This window comes from Sphingobacteriaceae bacterium, assembly GCA_002319075.1.
Classification (GTDB): domain Bacteria; phylum Bacteroidota; class Bacteroidia; order B-17B0; family Aurantibacillaceae; genus Aurantibacillus.
In genome coordinates this window covers 1,902,271-1,922,258 of record NVQB01000001.1, presented here as the reverse complement: position 1 = coordinate 1,922,258, position 19,988 = coordinate 1,902,271, and the positions used below count along the sequence as shown (strand labels likewise).

Here is a 19,988-nt window from a genome sequence, read left to right as displayed (position 1 = left end):
ATTATCTATTTTTGCAATCCTCTGTGAGGAAAAATATTGGTCCTATAGCTCATTCGGTTAGAGCAACTGACTCATAATCAGTAGGTGCTTGGTTCGATTCCAAGTGGGACCACTGAAGTAGAAAACCCCTTTCGATTTATTTCGGGAGGGGTTTTTCACTTCAGTGGTGTCCCGAAGTGAAAGCACGAAGTGATTGCTACTTCGGGGCCACTTTAGAATTTTCCTTATTTTTATAACTATGCCTCTACCGTATTGTGTTTATATACTTTTTAGTAAGAAAGATTTTGAATTATATGTAGGATATACTTCAAATCTGGAAGCGAGAATTAAAGATCACAACTCCGGCGGGACGAAGAGTACATCATACCGAGGCCCATTGGAATTAATTTTTTGTGAGTTTTACCTTTTTAAAGAAGATGCAAAGAAGCGAGAATTATATTTTAAAACTACAATGGGCAAAAAAGCAATAAAGCTAATGTTGATAGGGACTCTGGATAAATTGGGTTATAAAGGAACTCTTAAGCCTTTAGATATTATCGAAGATATCATTTCAGATTAAAAACACAGTATGTTATTAAAGTTCGACATTTAATTCGACCATTTCCAAAAACTCAAAAATCTTAATTAAATCCTCAGGGTCAAAGTTCGACATAGTTCCCACTGGGACCACTGAAGTAGAAAACCCCTTTCGATTTATTTCGGGAGGGGTTTTTCACTTCAGTGGTGTCCCGAAGTGAAAGCACGAAGTGATTTCGGATCATGCTCAAAAGCTGTGGGAAAGAAAATAAAGTTTGATTGTAGTGCAGATGCTAAACCTATAAATAGCTTTCTATCTGCCCCTTTAACCGAAAGCGGTGTTAACCTGTATTTGTTTCTGGCTTAAAGATAAGTGTGGCGGCAGGGCTTTGGGAAGAGGATAAAAAGGCGATGGCTTTCTGGTTCGTCTTCGTTTTATAGCAGCTGAAAGTATAATAGGTGGGTTGCATGCGTTCACTTTTTCATGAGATTTTTTAATCAGCCCTTTTATGAGCAGAAGATCGTACAGGCAAAGATCTTGGGTTATTTTGAATTCCTTTAAAAGTGCCAGGGCTTCGATTGTCTGCATCCCTTTCATTGGATCGCGCTTTCCACGAAGGGAGTCTTTATCGTTATCTGCGAGCAGGCGCATCAACTTCATGAGGCGGTGGTAAAGGCTTTTGTCTTTTTGAGCAGTGTGTGCTATTACCAGGCGGCGCAGAGCAGCAGCAGCCCGTGCACAAGTTGTGAATTCCTCGCTGTTCTCTCTTGATCGGACAAATACCGGTGAGGTTTTGAATTGTTTCCGCTTTGGCCCGCCTTTGCACCTGGCCAGCCAGCCAAAGACACTGTGGTAGAAAGAAATACCATTTACAGTACCTGAGAGTTTTATATCACCAACCTGAAATGCCATATACAAAGATACCTCATAATTGGACGGAAAATTTGACGAATGAGTAAGAGTGTATTGACCTCTGAGGGAAGGTGTATGAGAAGCTGAGTGAATGGATGTGTTTCGTACTAAAAGACGGGATATGTACGGGGTAAGTAGGGAGTATTGTGCAAGGAACCAGGGAGCGGGTATAAAGCTGGTGAGTTTTACACCACCGCTTTTTAGCCTCATCCAGTAGAATACCGAGTACCTAAAACGTCAAAACGTTTTGACGGATTTAAGTTTCAATAGCTTAAAAAGTATTTTCCTGATATTGGTAAAATGATCGCTATAAAAACAGATCTCCGCACCCGTTATCCATAAACAGCTTCATGATGTGGGCGATTTGAACTTTACCCATGCCGCGCATCCGTTTTAGTCCTGCTTCACCTTTCTGAGCTACTTCCGCCATGTTATAGCAGCCGTTGCCTTTTAAAACGTGATAAATGCGTGTGGGAAGATTATGATGTTTGAGAGGTTTGTGTAAGAAACGTTTGAGTTCGGGATCTTGCTTCAGAATTTTTTGTTTACTTTTTTGTAAAAGCTGGCGAATGGCTGTGGCGCGCCGTTTCGATTGCCAGTATAGCTCTTTACTCATGTTTGGCTCAATGTCGAGAATCACGCCATCGAGGTTGTATTTGAATGGTTGGAATTTGTTTTTATAGGCCGCAAGCTCCAATGGGCTAAGGAAATGAAGTAGTATTGGATTGTTTTCAGGCGTTTCAATATCGCCCAGGCCTTTTAATTTTGAGAGTTGTTTTACTGTTGATTTCATGGAGTTGATTTTTAGATTTAAAAATCTTCTTGATCAACCCGATTCAATTATAAGCTATGGTTTGTTTTTTCTGTTATTTCTTAATTCGGCAGGCACTGCCTGCCATTTATTATTTTGTAAAGCTCTCTATTTTTTGTTTACAGATCTTCTCTGTTAAATCACGAAGCAATTGCACACGTTCACTTAAATATTCCAGGTCGGCTTTGCTAATGGTGTAATCCATATTGTAACGCGCTTCAACATAAGCTTTTTTGAGCAAAGAAAAGCGCTGGCGCTCTTGTACAGTGGCACGAGGAAATACCTTCCCAAACTCCATATCAACTGCTTTTGCCAGCTTGCCTAAAATTTCAATATCGTGTGTTTTTGGTTTGTAGCCCGTGAATACTAATTGAACTGAACCATAGAACCTTTCTGTCGCTTGGTGAAGTGAAAATGCAGCCTCCTTATTATTTCCTTCACTTAAATAGAAATTATAACCTTTGAAAAAGTTGTTGGCACTTTCAAACCACCCATTAAAATATTCGTTTGCTTTGCTCTGAGCTTCTTCCGCACTAAATTCTCGCTTCTCTTCAAGTTGGTAACGGTTAGTCGTAAATAGTAAAACACCATCACGCTTGATCTCGTCAAAGAAATAATTTCCCTCACGTAGTTCATGGTTTACAAATTCCACCCCGTGAAAAATTGGATTTACCGGCGTAGGCAGATTTAGTTCTTCGATCCTTCCTGTAATAGATGAAGTTAAGGTGTCGCTGTTAGCATGGCCATTCTTACTCATCATAATCAACAAATCGTAATCTGATTTGTATTCGTAAGTAATGCCTTTTTCTACGTATTTATCCTCCACAAAAGTTCCACGCGCGTAGCTTCCAAACAGGATGATCATTTCAATCTCCGCATAGCGTGGGATCAATGCCTCCTTAATGGCCTTTAGCTCAGCCTGCTTGTGTTCTGGAAGGTGTGATAATGCCGTTTTCATTTTTGCCTGACCTGAAGGGAATATCATTCCTAAAGCTAATTAATTTCTGCTTTTAGGAAGTTCTGCTTTAGGTAGGCGAAAGATAAACGATTTATTGGAACACCTGTCCGCATTGTTAAAGAAGGTGTTAAAACTTTATTAACAGCGCGGAACCTTTATAATTTTAAAACTCTTCCGGAATTTCGATAGAAAATTCTGGCCCTTTTGGGGAAGAAGTAGTTTAATTAATTTCAAACATTAAGAGACCGGAATGCACCTACAAGCGATTTATAAATTATGAATTGTTCCTAAATAGGTCGGTTTACCGCCCCATTTTTGTAAATAAAATTATTTATTTTTGAAGGTGTACTTTGTCTAACAGTAGACTGAACAGTCAAAAATAATTAAAAATCGACAATATGGATCAGGATGTAAAAGACTATTTAGAGGTAGGCAGCTTTATCGGTGGAGTTATTGTATTTACGAAGGGGGTCTGGGAGTATTCGGCTGCAAACAAAACGAAGCGAGCAGAGTTTCTAAAATCTTTGGCAAGCGAATTTGATTCTAAAACATATTTCAGGTCTAAACGGCTACTAGATGATTTCATAGTAAGCAAACGACCTAATGCTGTTATAAAAAACTTCATTGACAGTCAAATTGATGCTCTACCTTGTTATAATCTCAAACAGACTTTCCGAGATCATAAAACTGCTGCAATAGTTGACGATGATGAGCTAATGTTAAGGCGTGAGGCTGACAAAATACTTGATTTTTTTTCACGATTGTCGTATTATTTTAATAATGGATTGATTTCGGTTAAAGAGCTCTCTTATTTTGATTATTACCTCCAGAAAATCAATTATCAAAGGACCAATTATGCCCCTCATGAAAAAGAACGCCTTGAAGCGTTTAAGCTATATATTGCCCTGTACTTTAATCCAATAGACTTTGAACGCTTGTTTAACCACAAAAAGTAGCTATTTTATCATATAAGTTGATAATACCAACAAAGAGCCTCATCGTTAGGATCTTTTTTGAGGGAACTCAAGCTCCCGTAATGATCGAAACACCGATTTCTAACGGCTACAGTATGGTGTTCGTTATAAGCCAATACTCCTTTGGCAGGAATTTTTCCGATTGAATTTTTATCAAAATCTTCGATCTTTTTCCTCTTTAATCCCAGATAGCGGTGCGCATGGTCAGCACAGAGACCCTCTTTAGTAATGCAGTAAAGAGATTCTTTCAGGGTCATCGATTCCACTTCCCCATTTTCATATATGAATCCGATTTTAGTTCCGCACTTAATCATCACGGCATAGAGCAGTAAAACCTGGTTCATCATTGCAACGGTAGCTGGTTTAATGTCGGCTGCTTTGATTAACCATTTTATAAAGGAGCCTTCAATAATCTTGCTATACTCCTGATTAGCGATAGTTATGCTGCGGTTGTTTCTCATTAGTACCCTAATACTGTTGTTCTGGTAATGCACCTTTTTAAAAACGCCATATAAACCGAATTTATCTACGGCAGCCTTTATTAGAGCTATAGGTACGCAGTTATTATGATCCTGTGTAAATACTGAGAATACTGTTTTTTTCATACTTTTAGTTTTCTGATTCTTTATTAGATAAAAGTAGAAGAATTTCAGCACAAAAAAAGGGCGGTTTACCGGCCTTTATTATCCAATTTGATATTTTATATTTGATAAATAATTCTCATATCAAATGGAAAACAGAGACGATATAGCAGACATAAAATTTAAGAGTCTAAGACATTGTATTGGTCTCTTTGGCCTTGCATTACCATCCCTTGTTGTTATTCAGGCACGCCTTGTCGGGCAATGCGATTGCTTACAAGACTCAATAAGTCATTATTATTTTACGGTTTCCGCGCCATGGTTCATTGGTATCTTGTGGGGACTAGGATTAGTTCTTATTTTTTATCCGACACCAAAACCCAAAAGCAATCCTGTTTCCGCATGTTCATGGCGTATTTGCAGAGTCTTTAGGCCAAAACTTGACGGCACTTTAACGAGCATTTCAGGCATATTTGCTATTTGTGTTTCTCTTATTCCTACTAATTCAAATAGTACAGACTCTTGTGCAATTTTTCAGTATTCCGATTCTAATATAAGAGCAGGTATACATTATTTTTCAGCGGCAAGTATGCTGATAATATTTTCATACATGAGTGTTTGCATTTTTACGAGAACTAATGATAAAAACTGGAGAGAGAATAAATGGAAAGTAAGGCGAAATCAGGTTTACATCTGGTGCGGCGTAATTACATTTCTAAGTATCCTTACAGTTGCTGCGCTTGCTATTATGGAGGCCTGTCACATACAGATCCCTCCTAAATCGACGTATTGGCTTGAAGTTTCTGCTTTAGTTCCTTTTGGAATTGCATGGCTTGTGAAAGGTGGTTTTATGTTAACTGATGAGGGAGAACCAAGCACGCTAGCACAAGCAAAAAACTTAGTAACGAAAGGAAAGATAATAAGGCCAGTTGAATAAAAAAGGCAAATTCGCCTATGAAAGAGAAGTTCAATCTTTTTTATCTTGCAACCTTACCTAAGGAAGATTAGTTATTTTTCTATTTACCAGCCTGAGGACTGAAATTATACCAGGCTTGTTTTTGGCTGGAAAATTTGCAGTATCCATTTTTGGTACAAACAACTGTCCTTTATTGCTTAGTAGCTGATAAACCGGTAATGATATAAGACCTAAAAAAGCCCAAAAATAATTTTTGGTGGGAGACTTCCATTCTTTTATGACAGAGTCTTCTCCTTCAATTTTATAGTCCAGGCTTTCTATGCCAAACCAGTAGAGCGTATTTCGCAGAGATGTTTTTTCAGGAATCGGAACTATTTTTAAATGTTTGGCAAGTGCCAGATCTACCGATAGTAGATCTGTTCCAAAATAAAACCTCCTGGGATTTATAGGCCTTTTGCAGCCCATAACCCCTAAGATGCCAATAGGTACTAAATCATAGGCTTCTACCAATGTGAAGTTTGGTGGAAAATCATCCAATAACATGCAAGTAGTAGTTTCTCTATTTACAGTGCGATCAACAAAAACAAATTCCCTGGCGCTGCCCGTTAACCATTCTAAATTGCTTATGGATAAAAGAGCCAATTCGCTGGGATGGCTTTTGATCTTGGCGAAATTTATTCTAAACTCTGAGTCCTTCCAGGTTTTTGAAACTCTATAATTTCCGATACCACGTGTAAAATGGTGTTCTTCCAATTCTTCTGTAGCATTTACAATTTGATAATATTCAGATTCAAACTGAAAATACCTGGCAAGCTCAGCAACGGATCTGTTATAATAAAAATTAGTGTAGATAGAGTCTATGTCAATTACCTTAATGGTTTTGAATCCAAGGTTGTAAATATATTCTGCAAACTTTTTAAGCAAAACAGCATCCGCTATCGGAGATAAGTCTTCTTTGTTGTACCCCATTGAGAAAGAAACTTTAATCACTATTTTTAAGTTTTCAATAGCCTGGTTATTGGCCTTTGCTTTCTGTGTTAATGCAGATACTAATTCTGTTTTTTTTAATTCGTCAATAAAAAAATCGTATTTGTTGCGGCTACTATTATTTTCTGCTACCCATACTTTGCCTCCGCTGCCAACAGGATTGCTGGTTTTATTGCGAAACTTGATTGGTAAAAAATAATCGCTGACATTTTTGAGTTGAGAAATAATATCTTCTTTAACGGAGCCCTCAATTAATTTATCTTCTTGTGTTAGATTCTCGAAAATAATTCGGAAAACATTTTCGTGCCTGGTTTCGTCAAAAATAATACGTTGAAAATCTTTAAGATGCTCCTCACCATAACGCGGATCTTTTTTTGCCAGGGCGATAATTCTTTCCCAACAAACGCGGGCTGTATTTTCTGCATCCATATTAAACGCGCAGAAGTTTTTAAATGATCCGTGTTTTAATTCATTTCGTATTTCTTTGGGAATTTTTCCTGATATTTTTCCGAAGGAGAGGATGCATTTGGCCAGGGCTAAAGAAACGGGAGCCTCTTTCCAACTGAGATGTTGAATGATGGAGCCCGACCAGCCTCCAATAAAGCCCTGGAACTGGCTAATGAATGTTTTAAATTTGTGTGAATAATTACCGGATTTAAGAAGAGCGCCGCGGGTATAAATAGTGTGCATGTCTTCGTCCTTCCATATCCAGATGAATGCTTGTCTGAAAATTGTTTTTAAATCTTCATCTACGTGGAGTCTTTCAATATTTTTGTGTAAAAAACTTGCGCGGTAAGCCGTAGTTACGAGTTCTTCTCTTTCCAATGCTAGTTGCAAGAGTTTGTCCAGTTCCCGGTCGGGTTGACTTTTATATTTTGTGGCAATTTGATTTAGTTCATTTACGAACTCATCATAAATCTTCCCCATTATTTATAAAGCTTACGTTAATTACCCTAAATTTACACTTATTTAATAGTAAGAATTTGATTTTAAGTTTTTTACAAAAAAAATATTTGAATTGGGTTTCAAAAACATCCCCACTGCTTTCTTACATACTGAGTGTTACACTGCTCGGTGTATGTTTGTATTTCGAATCCTTTTACAATCATTCCCTTATCCTGATTTTAACGTTGCCTTTAACCGGTTGGTTTATCTGGGGATTTAGCGAATACATGATGCATCGTTTTGTTTTTCATCTTGAAACTAACAATAAAAATATAGTATTTATAAAGTACATTTTACATGGTGTTCATCATCATGAACCTGCCAAAACATTGTTTGTGCCTCTGCTTTTACGTGTAGGTGTGCAAGTAGTCACACTGGTGGTTTTTAAATTTTTTTTTACTCACTATGCCTTTCTGCTTTTTTTCGGATTAGAAATTGGTGTTATTCAGTATATAACCGTTCACTATTTTATTCATCATCAAAGATTGTCTAAGTATTTTCCAAAACTAACCAGGTATCACTACATTCATCACTTTGTTGAAACCGATAAAGTTTTCGGAACCAGTTCATTATTTTGGGATAGAATTTTCGGAACGCTTCCCACAAAAGATTATCCAGGTATGGCGTATAAAAAAGACAAACACTTTATCTCATCATGACTATTTCAATAATCGGTTCCGGCATTGGTGGCTTATCTGCGGCTTTAAATTTGGCCAAAAAAGGATTTGAGGTAACTGTTTTTGAAGCCACTGATAAACCGGGGGGCTTAGCAAAAAGTGTGTCCGTGTCAGGAAATACGTTTGATGCAGGTCCCTACATTCTGCTTGACAAACCGGGTCTTGAATGGGCATTCGAGCAAGTAGGATTGGATTTACGATCTTTAAATTTAATGCGTATTGAAAATGTTTATTCTGTTGAAACGGATGAAAGTGTTTTTACTATTTATTCAGATTTTAATAAAACAATAGCCGAAATAAATACGAAATGGGATAAGCAGGGTGAACGTTACGCTGATTTCGTAACTAAGACTTACAAAAAATACAGGCAACTTATTCCTTTTACTTTTTCTACTCCCGGCCCTTTAAAAATTATTAAAAGTGGCAAACTAAGCCTCATTCCTTTTCTGCTAAGTTCGTTAGGAAAAGTATTAAATAGGTTTGCGTTAAATGATCCCATAAAAAACGGAATTGGGATCTGGACACATATTGCCGCGCAGTCTCTTGACAAAGCTCCGAGTCCAATGTCTTTTGTTCCCAGCTTGATCCATCATATTGGTGCTTATTATCCGGAAAAGGGAATTGGTAGTATTGCGGATAAACTCTTTCAGGAATGTGTTCAGCATAAAGTAAAATTTATGTTTAACACTAAAGTAAAAAAGATCCGCATTCAGAATAAGTGCGTAAGCGGTATTGAGTATAACGATAACGATTTTTTAGAATGCACGCATGTGATCTCCAATAACAGTGCTATAGATACCTACCTGAATTTAATTGAAGAGACGCCTGTTGCTTTCAAAAACAAAATAAAAACATTGCCTCTGCAATCTCCGGGAATTTGCGTGTTTTTAAGAGTTAAAGGACAGCCCCAAGGAAGTTATATAAAGTTTAAATTAGAAAAAGATATTCCGAACTGTAAGTCTTTTATTTTGCCGGATAGTATTACTCAAAAAAACATGGATGGATGGATGAACGCGCGTTTGGTTTTTCCTCTGCCGCACGAACTTACTTTGACATTGAGCGATACGGATTGTAAAAAAATGATTGCTGCGGTTTTAGAAGAAAGTTGGTGGAAGGCTGGTATTACAGATTTTGAAGTATTGGATTACAATACCCCGCGCACCTGGTCTGAAAAATTTGTTTTATACAACAAAAGTATGAACCCTGTTATGACCAGTAAGTTTATGCGCATGGGAAGGATGCATCACAAAAGCCCGTATTTTAAAGGTTTGTATTTTTGCGGCAGTTCAACGCATCCCGGGCAATGGGTAAGCTTTTGCGCTATATCAGGAATATTAGCTTCCAATCAACTCATAAAAGATCTGTAAGTGCTTCTTAAAACAAACTATAGTGTTATAGAGACCAAAAGGCTGCGTTACTTTGAACTGGGTGATAAAAAGAACAGCGTGTTTGTTTTGTTGCATGGCTATCCTGACAATCTGCAAATCTGGCATAAATTAGCTCCTCTTTTAGCAAAGACCTACTATGTTGTTGGTTTCGACTGGCCCGGCATGGGCAACAGCGAAGCATGGGCAGGAGGGGCGACACCAGTGGTAATGGCGAACCGCCTAAAAAAAATAGCAGAGCACTTTCGCTTAAAAAAAATAAATATACTCGCGCAGGATATGGGCGGTCAAGCGGCACTGGTCTTCGCTTCACTCTATCCAGAAGATACGCAATCTGTTTGTGTGATGAATTCGCTGTTAATGTGGAGCGAAAAAACATCGTGGGAAATAACATTGCTGCGAAAATTCAGGTTTAATGAATTTGTGTTGAACTATCTGCCGCAATTGGTTTTCCAAAGAGCAAAGCGCACTTTTGTTGAAGGCAATATTTCGGTGATTGACACTGAATTGGAAAACGATTTATGGTTACATTTCAAAAAAAGGGAAGTGAGGCAATATATCGTTCGCATGTGTGCAGGCTATGGTGCGCAGTTAAAAAAGCTTCCGGAGTATTACAAAAATATAAAATGCCCGGTTAGTTTAATTTGGGCTGAAAAGGGAAAACATTTTTCTATTAGTCATGCTTATGCGTTTAAAGAATTATGCCCGCAAACTGAAATTGTATTAATTAAAGATGCACAGCACTGGATGGTGTTAAACAGGCAAGAAGAAATTGCTGGCATTCTTTTGCCAAAATAAAAATGACTGTGCTATGGAATATTTAGTTGTAATGGACTTACAATGCGGTTCTAATACATCATTTCCACACTAATCTCTTTAAAAAATTACTACATTTATCTTATACCTAAAAAATATAAGATGAAAAGAACATTCACCCTGACATTATTCTTTCAGCAAAACATTTTCAGAACGCTGGTTGCTTGTACATTTATTGTAATTAATACAAACCTGTTGGCTCAGGATTTTACCTGGATGCGAGGAAGCGCCCTGAACGCGTCTATAGCAAGCGTTTTTGGTACGCCTGGAGTTTCTGCACCGACAAATGAACCGGGTACCAGGCATGGAGCTAACACCTGGGTTGATAGCAATGGTGATTTATGGATGTTTGGTGGTGAAGGACCAGGCCAGTACTGGCATTCAGATTTGTGGAAGTACACAGTAAGTACTAACGAATGGACCTTTATAAAAGGAGGCACGTCTCCAAACCAGTTTAGCATTTACGGCACTCAAGGTGTTGCTTCACCTACAAATAATCCTGGTGCACGTGAATTTTCTTTTTCGTGGGTAGACGCACAGGGCAAGTTCTGGCTGTTTGGAGGTGATGGTTTTGGTAATACTTCACCGCAGGTTAATGCACAATGCCTTGCTGATCTTTGGAAATTTGACCCTGTTACCAGCGAATGGACCTTTGTAAAGGGAACTACAGCTACAGTAACCGCGGGATCTTATGGCACTTTGGGAGTTTCTTCGTCTAGTAACATGCCGGGAGCGCGACGTGCTTCTGCCAGTTGGGTTGATGCCAATGGTAACTTATGGATGTTTGGTGGGCATGGATATGCCGCAACAACAACGTCACTTGTATATTTGAATGATCTTTGGAAATTTGATATCGGCACAAATCAATGGACCTGGATGGGTGGAGCAAATTTCGGGAATCAAAATGCTGTTAATGGCACACTAAATGTGCCAGCAAGTACAAACAGGCCGGGGGCTGCGGAGTTTGCCAGTGCATGGGAGCACAATGGCATGTTTTACATGTTTGGCGGTAAAGGGTATTGTTCGTTAACCTCGGTTGGCTGGCTGAATGATATGTGGAAGTACGATCCCACTACAGGTGTTTGGACGTGGATTGCAGGTTCAAATCTTACAAATCAGCTCGGACATTACGGAACCCTCGGTGTAGCCGGTTCAACTGTTCTGCCTGGATGCAGGCAGGCTGCAGCGTGTTGGAAAGATCTTTCGGGTGATTTGTGGATATTTGGTGGTGATGGATTTTCATCAACTACCATCGGCCTATTAAATGATGTTTTTAAATATAATTTGTCAACCAATCAATTTACCTGGGTGAAAGGTCCAAACCTTCCCTATATTGATGGAACAAATGGCACCATGGGTTTGTCTTCTCCTTCAACTATTCCGGGGGCGAGAACCTATAATACTTACTGGACGACTTCAAAGGGTGAAGGCTGGTTACTTGGCGGCGAAGGGCTGGACAGTACGTCGAATTCTCTGACTGATAATATGCAAGACCTTTGGAGAATCTCTTTGCCTTGTACCGTAGATAGTCTCGTTGCTGCTCCACAAGCCAGTATTTGCAATGGCCAAACGGCCACCCTAACAGCTTTTCACCGTATAAACTCATCTGTTAACTGGTACCTAACTGCAAGTTTGGGCTCGGCAGTAGCAACAGGAACAACTTTGAACACATCTAATTTGTATACTGGAACTACTCCTACAGTTTATACGTATTATGCTGAGGTTTCTTCTTGCAGTTTGTCGCCACGTGCCAGTATTGATGTTACCGTAAATCCTTCACCAACAATCACCGTGGCGGGACCAACAGATTTATGCATCTCCAATTCTGGTATTTTCGTGGCAAACGGGGCAGCGAGTTATTCGTGGACGGGCGGACCTGTTGGAAATACCTATACAGTAACCCCACAAACAACAACGGATTACACGGTTGTAGGCACTAGTTTATTGAATTGTACCGACACCACTGTTGTTACCCTTATAGTAAATCCTAATCCCACTATCGCGGTTTCTGGTCCTACAGCTCAATGTAAAGCTAGCTCTGGCACCCTTACAGCGTCTGGCGCCATAACGTATTCATGGACGGGAGGTCCGGTTAACGACAGCTACACTGTAAACCCACAAACAACAACTGTTTATACTGTTCAGGGGAGTAATGAATTTAATTGCACCGGCACCGCTACAGTTTCTATTCAGGTTTTTAACACCCCTACTTTAACGCTCTTAACTGCTTCAAACGTAATTTGCAAAGGCCATTCTGCTACTTTAACAGTATCCGGAGCTGCTTCCTATAGTTGGAGTGTAGGACAATTTACCAGCACGAGCATAGTTGTTACCCCTTCGTCCAACACCGTATATTCTGTAACCGGTAAGGATGTAAATAATTGTTCGACAACAGCTGTGAAAACAATTACAGTCTCTTTGTGTACTTCACTCGCTTCTGATAATTTCCCCCTATCAGCATTTAAAGTGTTCCCAAATCCGGGCAAAGAAAAATTCATTTTAGAATTGCCGGTGCTGCCTGAAGGCGATTTGACTTTTGTAATCTTCAATCAATTAGGACAAATTGTTTCTGAACAAAAAATAATGCAGCTAAGTAACGTGGTGGAACTTAACCAACAAAGCGGAATCTATTTTTACAGGCTTACCTTAAATAATTCGACCCACGCAAGTGGTAAGTTAATTGTTGAGTAGTAAAGCGTCTTTTTTTTGTTTTTAATATTAGTGCCACTGCTGGCATAGATTTAGAGTGTAACTACTATCAAAAAAGAAGCATGAACATCAAAAGGATTTTCGGTTCAATACTCACAGTGCTAGGCATTATAGGATTGATTTATTGCGCAGTTTTATTCGCAGACACGCAGGGCGGAAAGCAGGATATAAAGGCGATCATAATCTATGGCATTTTGGGGCTTCTCTTCTTTGGTTCGGGAATTGGCCTGATTCGTGGAATGAAGGATGAATCTTGAATTAGCAAAGCTTGCGCAGGTGCCGCAGCAAATCTTTTCCTAAAGCTTAACGTTTTTAATTGTTAATTTTAACAAAAGTGTTTCGTAATCTGTAAAAGCTGAGTACTTTTGTTCTTCTAATCCAGACCATGTTCAAGAGTTTTAAAGTAAATACGGCTATTCTTATCTGCGCAGCATTTATCTTAAAATTATTGGTAGTAAATGCTGTAATTTCTTTAAACGGCAAGACAAATCCTTTAGCAAAAACCCAGGCGTCTTTTGAAACCAAAACCACGAGCGTGCAAAGTTCCGGTTCGTGCGATAATGCTGAATATTCGGCAGAAATTTGCGAGGAAGATTCGAACGAGGAAACTCAATTAAAAAGCAATCCCTTTCTTCTTGTTAATGTGCTTTATTCTTTAATAGGAATAAATGTAGTTAGTGAGCTTCAAAAAATTCTGCCCTTGCAGCGGAATTTTTCTTTTACAGAATCCAACAGGTATATAGCCTTACAGGTTTTCAGAATCTGATTTTTATTTTATTAAAGGATACAAAAGGAGCTTAAATCTTAAGCTCTTAATCTTGTGATCTTTTATTCGTGTTAGCTTAAGCTACAACCGGGTACTTTGCATGCCAAAGACCCAAAAAATCAACAACAAAAAATCGTTTAAAAAGAATAACATTATGATGAGGAAGTCGCTCATGTTTATTAGTTTGTTTGCGGTGCTTTGCACGACAAGCTGTGATTCTAAAAAAGAAGAAAAAGAGAAAGAAACAAAATTCCTGGTTACAAGTCCTTTGAGAAAAGATACAGTAATTACACGAGAATATGTTTGCCAGATCCATGCCATCAGCCACATTGAGCTGAGGGCACTGGAAAAAGGGTATTTGCAAAAAATCTTTGTAGATGAAGGTCAGTCGGTGAAAGAAGGGCAGATGATGTTCCAGATTATGCCTATGATGTATCAGGCAGAGCAACAAAAAGCTCAGGCAGAAGCTAATTTTGCGGAGATTGAATATCAAAACACAAGAAGACTTACAGATAGTAACGTGGTGTCTAAAAATGAACTGGCTCTGGCCAAAGCTAAATTAGATAGAGCAAAAGCAGAATTGTCTTTGGCGCAGGTGCATCTTGGATTTACGGAGATCAGGGCGCCGTTCAATGGAATTATGGATCATTTCCAGGTAAGGTTGGGAAGTCTTGTAAACGAAGGCGATCTGCTCACTACACTTTCTGACAATAGCGAAATGTGGGTTTATTTTAATGTACCTGAAGCAGAATACCTGAATTATAAAACACACGCCACAGAAGAAAATTTAAATGTAAATCTGATGATGGCCAACAATCAACTCTTTGATCAGTCGGGTGTGGTAAAAGCGATTGAAGCCGATTTTAATAATGAAACGGGCAACATCGCTTTCAGGGCAACATTTCCAAATCCGAAAGGACTTCTTCGTCACGGTGAAACAGGTAACATTCAAATGACTATTCCCCTTAGAAATGCCGTTATCATTCCTCAAAAAGCCACTTATGAAATCCTTGAAAAGAAATATGTTTTTGTGGTAGGTAAAGATAATGTGGTAAGATCAAGAGAAATTAATATCGCTTCTGAAATGCCCGATCTGTATATTATCAAAGACGGTGTTAACGAAAACGAAAGAATACTTCTTGAAGGAATAAGAAAAGTAAAAGACGGAGATAAAATTGAGTATACCTATGAAGATCCAAAACTGGTACTTCCTAAATTAAGAGTATACGTTGAGTAATTTAAAATTTAAATCAAAAAAAGATGTTTAGTAAATTCATTCAAAGGCCCGTACTTGCCATTGTTATCTCGCTCGTAATTTTATTTATGGGTGTGTTAGCGATCAAAACGCTGCCTACATCTCAATTCCCTGAGGTGGCGCCACCTGTAGTAATGGTGAGTGCATCCTATCCAGGGGCAAGTGCAAAATCACTTGCTGAGTCAGTTATCATTCCTCTCGAGCAGTCTATTAATGGCGCCTGGGGAATGCGTTATATGACCTCCGATGCTACCAGCGCGGGCGAAGCAAATATCCAGGTAGTATTTAATCCGGGCACGGATATTAACCAGGCTTTGGTTCAGGTTTCTAATCGTGTGCAGCAGGTTACAAACAGGTTGCCAATTCTGGTACAAAGAGAAGGGGTTATCATTACTCCGGTTATTCCAAGTATGTTGATGTATGTAAATCTTTATAGTAAAGATAAAAATGCCAACATGAAATTTCTTTTTAACTATGCCGGTATTAATATGGTACCTGAACTGCAGCGTATCAACGGCATTGGTCAGGTAAGAATTTTAGGAAGTCGTCAGTATGCGATGCGTGTATGGTTAAATCCAGACCGTATGCGGGCTTACCAGATTTCACCAGATGAGGTTATGGAGGCTTTAAGCGATCAAAGTATTATTGGTAAACCCGGACGTATTGGTCGTGGTGACAGTAAACAAGCTGAGGCTTTAGAATATGTATTGGCTTATTCTGACCGGTTTAACGATCCGAAACAATACGAGAATGTTATTATCAAAGCAAATCCCAATGGTGAAATGCTTCGTTTGAAAGATATTGCAACCGTTTCGTTGGGAAGTGAATATTACGATATTTATTCCAGTATGAACGGACATCCCTCTGCTGCCATGGTAATTAAACAAACCTATGGAAGTAATGCGAGTGCGGTTATCGAAAAAGTGAAAGAGAAAATGGATGAATTGAAAAAAACTTTTCCTCCTGGAATGGATTATGAAATCAGTTACGACGTTTCTAATTTCCTTGATGCTTCTATCGAAAATGTAATCGACACTTTAAGAGATGCCTTTATCTTAGTGGCCCTCGTTGTATTTATTTTTCTTGGCGATTGGCGTTCAACGCTTATTCCAACACTGGCAGTTCCTATCTCTTTGATTGGCGCGTTTATTTTTATCCAGATATTCGGATTAACGATTAACATGATTACTTTGTTTGCGTTGGTGTTGGCGATTGGTATAGTCGTCGATGATGCGATAGTCGTCGTGGAGGCCGTACACGCTAAAATGGAGGAAGAACATCTTTCGCCTTATAACGCTGTACGAAAAGTAATTGGTGAGATCAGCGGAGCCGTAATCGCCATTACTTTACTCATGGTGTCGGTGTTTGTTCCGGTTTCTTTTATGTCGGGACCCGTAGGAACGTTTTACAGGCAGTTCTCTATAACGATGGCGTCGGCCATTGTACTGTCGGGTATTGTGGCTCTAACCGTTACTCCTGTGCTTTGCGCAATGATCTTAAAAAATAATCATGGAAAAGTGAGGAAGAAACATTTATTAAACCGGTTTATAGATTGGTTTAACAGAGGCTTTGAAAAACTTACTGCCAGATACGTTTCACTGTTGAGATTAATAGCTCATCGCAAAACTGTTACCATTGCCATGTTCGTTGCGTTTTCTGTCGGCATCGTGCTTATAAGCAACAACCTTCCTTCCGGATTTATTCCAAGTGAAGATCAGGGGATGCTTTACGCCATCATTCAAACTCCTCCTGGTTCAACTTTGGAGAGAACAAATGATCTATCTAATAAACTGGTGGGGATTATCCAGGAAGTAGAAGGCGTGCAATCGGTTTCTTCTATTGCTGGTTATGAGGTGTTGACAGAGGGTCGTGGTTCGAATGCGGGAACTTGTTTAATTAACCTTAAGCCCTGGTCGAAACGTAAACATACGGTGCAGGAAATCATTTATGAGCTCGAGGAAAAATCAAAAGCCATTCCAGGCGCTACTATTGAATTCTTTGATCCTCCTGCAGTACCGGGATTTGGAGCGGCTGGTGGTTTTGCATTACAGTTACTGGATAAGACCAATTCGGGAGATTACAATCAGTTGGATAGAGTTACAAAAGACTTTATGCGCGACCTTGGTAAACGTAAAGAGCTAAGTGGTTTGTTCACTTTTTTCAGTGCAAACTATCCTCAGTACGAAATTGAAATTGATAATGAACTTGCCATGCAAAAAGGTGTTACCATTGGTAATGCTATGAATACGCTTTCTATTTTTGTGGGTAGTACCTACGAGTTAGGGTTTATTAAATACCAGCGTTTCTTTAAAGTGTTTGTGCAGGCAGCTCCTGAATTCAGAAGGCTTCCAACCGATATTATGAATTTGTATGTGAAAAATAACCGTGACGAAATGGTTCCGTTTTCTGCTTTCATGAAAATTGTAAAAAAACAAGGAGCCAATGAAATCAACCGTTACAACATGTACAACACGGCAGGTATTCGTGGCGCACCGGCAAAAGGATACAGCAGTGGAGAAGCAATTGAAGCTGTGCGTGAAGTGGCAGCAAAAACATTACCTCATGGGTTTGATATTGATTGGGCTGCACTTTCTTATGATGAAACACGTCGTGGTAATGAAGCTATCTATATTTTCATTATTGTGCTGGTGTTCGTGTATTTTGTTCTAGCCGCACAATACGAAAGTTTCATTATTCCTTTGGCAGTTGTATTCTCGCTACCGGCAGGGGTTTTCGGATCGTTTCTGATGATTAAAGGAATGGGTCTTGCGAATGATATTTACGCACAGGTAGGGCTGGTAATGCTCGTCGGGCTGCTGGGTAAGAACGCAGTGTTGATCGTGGAGTTTGCCGTTCAAAAACAGAAACAAGGCTTCAGCGTTTTGGAAGCTGCGATTGAAGGAGCAAAAGTGCGTTTCAGGCCTATCTTAATGACTTCGTTCGCTTTTATAGCGGGTTTAATTCCACTGGTGTTTGCTCATGGGGCCGGCGCCCTTGGTAACCGTACCATTGGTTCATCCTCTTTAGGTGGGATGCTTTTTGGAACGCTGTTCGGAGTAATCATCGTGCCAGGTTTATATTATATTTTCGGAAGTCTGGCTAAAGGACGCAAGCTCATTAAGAACGAAGAAGAGGGTTCACTGACAGAACAAATCGTTCATCAAATAGATAATTTTCCACAACAAGACAATGAAGATCATGCGCACTAAAAAAATAGTTATTGGACTTGGGATAACTGCTGTTGCCCTTTTCTATACGAGTTGTATCGGCTCTTCTGTGACTCAGAAAAAAGAAAATAAAACGCTTCCTGCAGGTTATTATAATTCGCAGGACAGTTCTAATACTGCTAAAATCACCTGGAAACGTTACTTCACTGACGCTAACCTGAATACGCTCATTGATACTGCTCTAAAGAATAACCAAGAGCTCAATATTATGTTGCAGGAAATTCAGGTGGCCAAAAATGAAGTAAGAGCCCGCAAAGGAGAATACCTTCCATTTATTGGTGCGCGTGCTAATGCTGGTGTAGACAAGGTTGGAAGAAATACTTCGCAGGGTGCAAGTGACGCTATAACTTATATCGCGCCCGGAAAACCAACTCCGGAGGTGCTGCCAAATTATATGTTTGGCGTTTACGCTTCGTGGGAAGTAGATATCTGGCAAAAGTTACGTAACGCTAAAAGGTCAGCCTTTAACAGGTTTCTGGGAAGCATTGAAGGAAAAAACTTTATGGTAACGAAACTGATTTCTGAGATCGCAAACTCTTATTATGAACTGCTTGCTCTCGACAATCAACTGGAGATCGTCAAACAAAATATTGATATTCAAACCAACGCGTTAAAAATCGTAAGGTTGGAAAAAGACGCAACACGTGTTACAGAGCTGGCAGTGCGCAGGTTTGAAGCGGAGGTATATCATACAAGGAGTTTGCAGTTTGACATTCAGCAAAAAATTACGGAGACAGAAAATAAGATTAATTTTCTTGTGGGTAGATTTCCGCAGCCGGTTCAAAGAACTTCGCAGACTTTTGTAGACTTACCAAACGACACTGTTTACGTAGGGGTTCCGGCGCAATTATTGCAGAATCGTACCGATATTAAACGGGCAGAACGTAATCTCGCAGCCGCTAAGCTAGATGTAAAAGTGGCAAAGGCAAGGTTTTATCCTTCTTTGAATATCAGTGGTGGTATAGGTTATCAAGCATTTAACGCGGCTTATCTTATTAAGTCTCCACAATCGCTGATCTACACTTTAGCTGGAGATTTAATTGCCCCGTTAATTAACAGAAACGCGATCAAAGCCACTTATTACAGCGCTAACGCGAAGCAAATACAGGCTGTTTACGACTATGAGCGAACGATTCTAAATGCTTACATCGAAGTGGCTAATGAAGTTTCTAATATTAGTAATCTGAAAAAAAGCTACGATTTAAAAACGCAACAAGTGGAGGCTTTAAATCAATCTATCACCATCTCTACAAATTTATTTAAATCGGCAAGGGCAGATTACATGGAGGTTCTCTTAACACAACGTGATGCTCTGGAATCTAAATTTGAACTGATTGAAACTAAAAAACAACAGATGACCGCAAGGGTTAATATCTACAGAGCTCTTGGTGGTGGCTGGAACTAAAAAGCAATTTCAAGAATAAAGAGTATACCCTGATCAATTTGATCGGGGTTTTTTCTTTTAAAAAGCGCGTGTCAAAAAAGGATGTATGCATCAGAATTAACCAAGAAGCTTTATATTTGATGCCTCGCATTTAAACGGGGTGTATTG

Annotated in this window: 17 protein-coding genes and 1 tRNA gene; 13 read left to right on the top strand and 5 right to left on the bottom strand. The window is 39.2% G+C overall.

All coding sequences use genetic code 11. The features are described from left to right. Positions 1-38 precede the first annotated feature (38 nt). Positions 39-112 (top strand) — tRNA-Met (locus CNR22_08475). A gap of 126 nt (positions 113-238) precedes the next feature. Next, the gene (locus CNR22_08470) at positions 239-559 is read left to right on the top strand and encodes an excinuclease ABC subunit C (protein PBQ31800.1); all 321 of its coding nucleotides are present in this window, start codon (positions 239-241) and stop codon (positions 557-559) included. A gap of 282 nt (positions 560-841) precedes the next feature. On the opposite strand, the gene CNR22_08465 is transcribed toward CNR22_08470, so the two are convergent. The 3 genes from CNR22_08465 to CNR22_08455 form a co-directional block, all read right to left on the bottom strand. Beyond that, on the bottom strand, positions 842-1,429 hold the full coding sequence (locus CNR22_08465; GenBank protein ID PBQ31799.1) for a hypothetical protein: 588 nt from the start codon (positions 1,427-1,429) through the stop codon (positions 842-844). A 307-nt stretch (positions 1,430-1,736) separates the two neighbouring features. Then, positions 1,737-2,222: a hypothetical protein gene (locus CNR22_08460; GenBank protein PBQ31798.1), complete on the bottom strand. Its 486-nt coding sequence runs from the start codon at positions 2,220-2,222 to the stop codon at positions 1,737-1,739. Positions 2,223-2,331: 109 nt separating this feature from the next. Then, complete coding sequence (locus CNR22_08455; GenBank protein PBQ31797.1) at positions 2,332-3,225, bottom strand: hypothetical protein; 894 nt, start codon at positions 3,223-3,225, stop codon at positions 2,332-2,334. A gap of 371 nt (positions 3,226-3,596) precedes the next feature. Here CNR22_08455 and CNR22_08450 point away from each other — a divergent pair, with 371 nt between their 5' ends. Beyond that, positions 3,597-4,154 (top strand): hypothetical protein, encoded by a 558-nt coding sequence (locus CNR22_08450; protein ID PBQ31796.1) that lies wholly within the window; start codon positions 3,597-3,599, stop codon positions 4,152-4,154. Between the two features lie 8 nt (positions 4,155-4,162). Here the strand turns inward: CNR22_08450 and CNR22_08445 are convergent, their stop codons facing one another. Continuing rightward, entirely contained in the window at positions 4,163-4,777 is a 615-nt protein-coding gene (locus CNR22_08445) for a hypothetical protein (GenBank protein PBQ31795.1), read from the bottom strand. A 124-nt stretch (positions 4,778-4,901) separates the two neighbouring features. Here CNR22_08445 and CNR22_08440 point away from each other — a divergent pair, with 124 nt between their 5' ends. Next, positions 4,902-5,690, top strand: coding sequence for a hypothetical protein (locus CNR22_08440; protein PBQ31794.1), 789 nt, complete (start codon positions 4,902-4,904; stop codon positions 5,688-5,690). Between the two features lie 57 nt (positions 5,691-5,747). Here CNR22_08440 and CNR22_08435 read toward each other — a convergent pair whose 3' ends face one another. After that, on the bottom strand, positions 5,748-7,481 hold the full coding sequence (locus CNR22_08435; GenBank protein PBQ31793.1) for a hypothetical protein: 1,734 nt from the start codon (positions 7,479-7,481) through the stop codon (positions 5,748-5,750). On the opposite strand from CNR22_08435, the gene CNR22_08430 reads away from it, so the two are divergent. The 9 genes from CNR22_08430 (at position 7,481) to CNR22_08390 (ending at position 19,841) form a co-directional block, all read left to right on the top strand. Continuing rightward, positions 7,481-8,260, top strand: coding sequence for a hypothetical protein (locus tag CNR22_08430; GenBank protein PBQ31792.1), 780 nt, complete (start codon positions 7,481-7,483; stop codon positions 8,258-8,260). The two genes, CNR22_08435 and CNR22_08430, sit on opposite strands and share 1 nt — an antisense overlap. After that, entirely contained in the window at positions 8,257-9,645 is a 1,389-nt protein-coding gene (locus CNR22_08425) for a hypothetical protein (GenBank protein ID PBQ31791.1), read from the top strand. Before CNR22_08430 ends, CNR22_08425 begins: the two co-directional genes overlap by 4 nt. Beyond that, positions 9,646-10,461: a hypothetical protein gene (locus CNR22_08420; GenBank protein PBQ31790.1), complete on the top strand. Its 816-nt coding sequence runs from the start codon at positions 9,646-9,648 to the stop codon at positions 10,459-10,461. A 120-nt stretch (positions 10,462-10,581) separates the two neighbouring features. Continuing rightward, a complete protein-coding gene (locus tag CNR22_08415; GenBank protein ID PBQ31789.1) occupies positions 10,582-13,170 on the top strand; it encodes a hypothetical protein in 2,589 nt (862 codons plus the stop codon). An 80-nt stretch (positions 13,171-13,250) separates the two neighbouring features. Further along, the gene (locus CNR22_08410) at positions 13,251-13,445 is read left to right on the top strand and encodes a hypothetical protein (protein PBQ31788.1); all 195 of its coding nucleotides are present in this window, start codon (positions 13,251-13,253) and stop codon (positions 13,443-13,445) included. A gap of 128 nt (positions 13,446-13,573) precedes the next feature. Beyond that, the gene (locus CNR22_08405; GenBank protein PBQ31787.1) at positions 13,574-13,954 is read left to right on the top strand and encodes a hypothetical protein; all 381 of its coding nucleotides are present in this window, start codon (positions 13,574-13,576) and stop codon (positions 13,952-13,954) included. A 157-nt stretch (positions 13,955-14,111) separates the two neighbouring features. Beyond that, positions 14,112-15,191 carry an efflux transporter periplasmic adaptor subunit gene (locus CNR22_08400; GenBank protein PBQ34856.1) on the top strand — a complete coding sequence of 360 codons (1,080 nt, stop codon included), beginning with the start codon at positions 14,112-14,114 and terminating at the stop codon, positions 15,189-15,191. A gap of 23 nt (positions 15,192-15,214) precedes the next feature. Beyond that, on the top strand, positions 15,215-18,418 hold the full coding sequence (locus CNR22_08395) for a hydrophobe/amphiphile efflux-1 family RND transporter (protein PBQ31786.1): 3,204 nt from the start codon (positions 15,215-15,217) through the stop codon (positions 18,416-18,418). Then, a complete protein-coding gene (locus CNR22_08390) occupies positions 18,408-19,841 on the top strand; it encodes an RND transporter (GenBank protein PBQ31785.1) in 1,434 nt (477 codons plus the stop codon). The genes CNR22_08395 and CNR22_08390 overlap by 11 nt, the downstream gene beginning before the upstream one ends. The last annotated feature ends 147 nt before the right edge of the window (positions 19,842-19,988 follow it).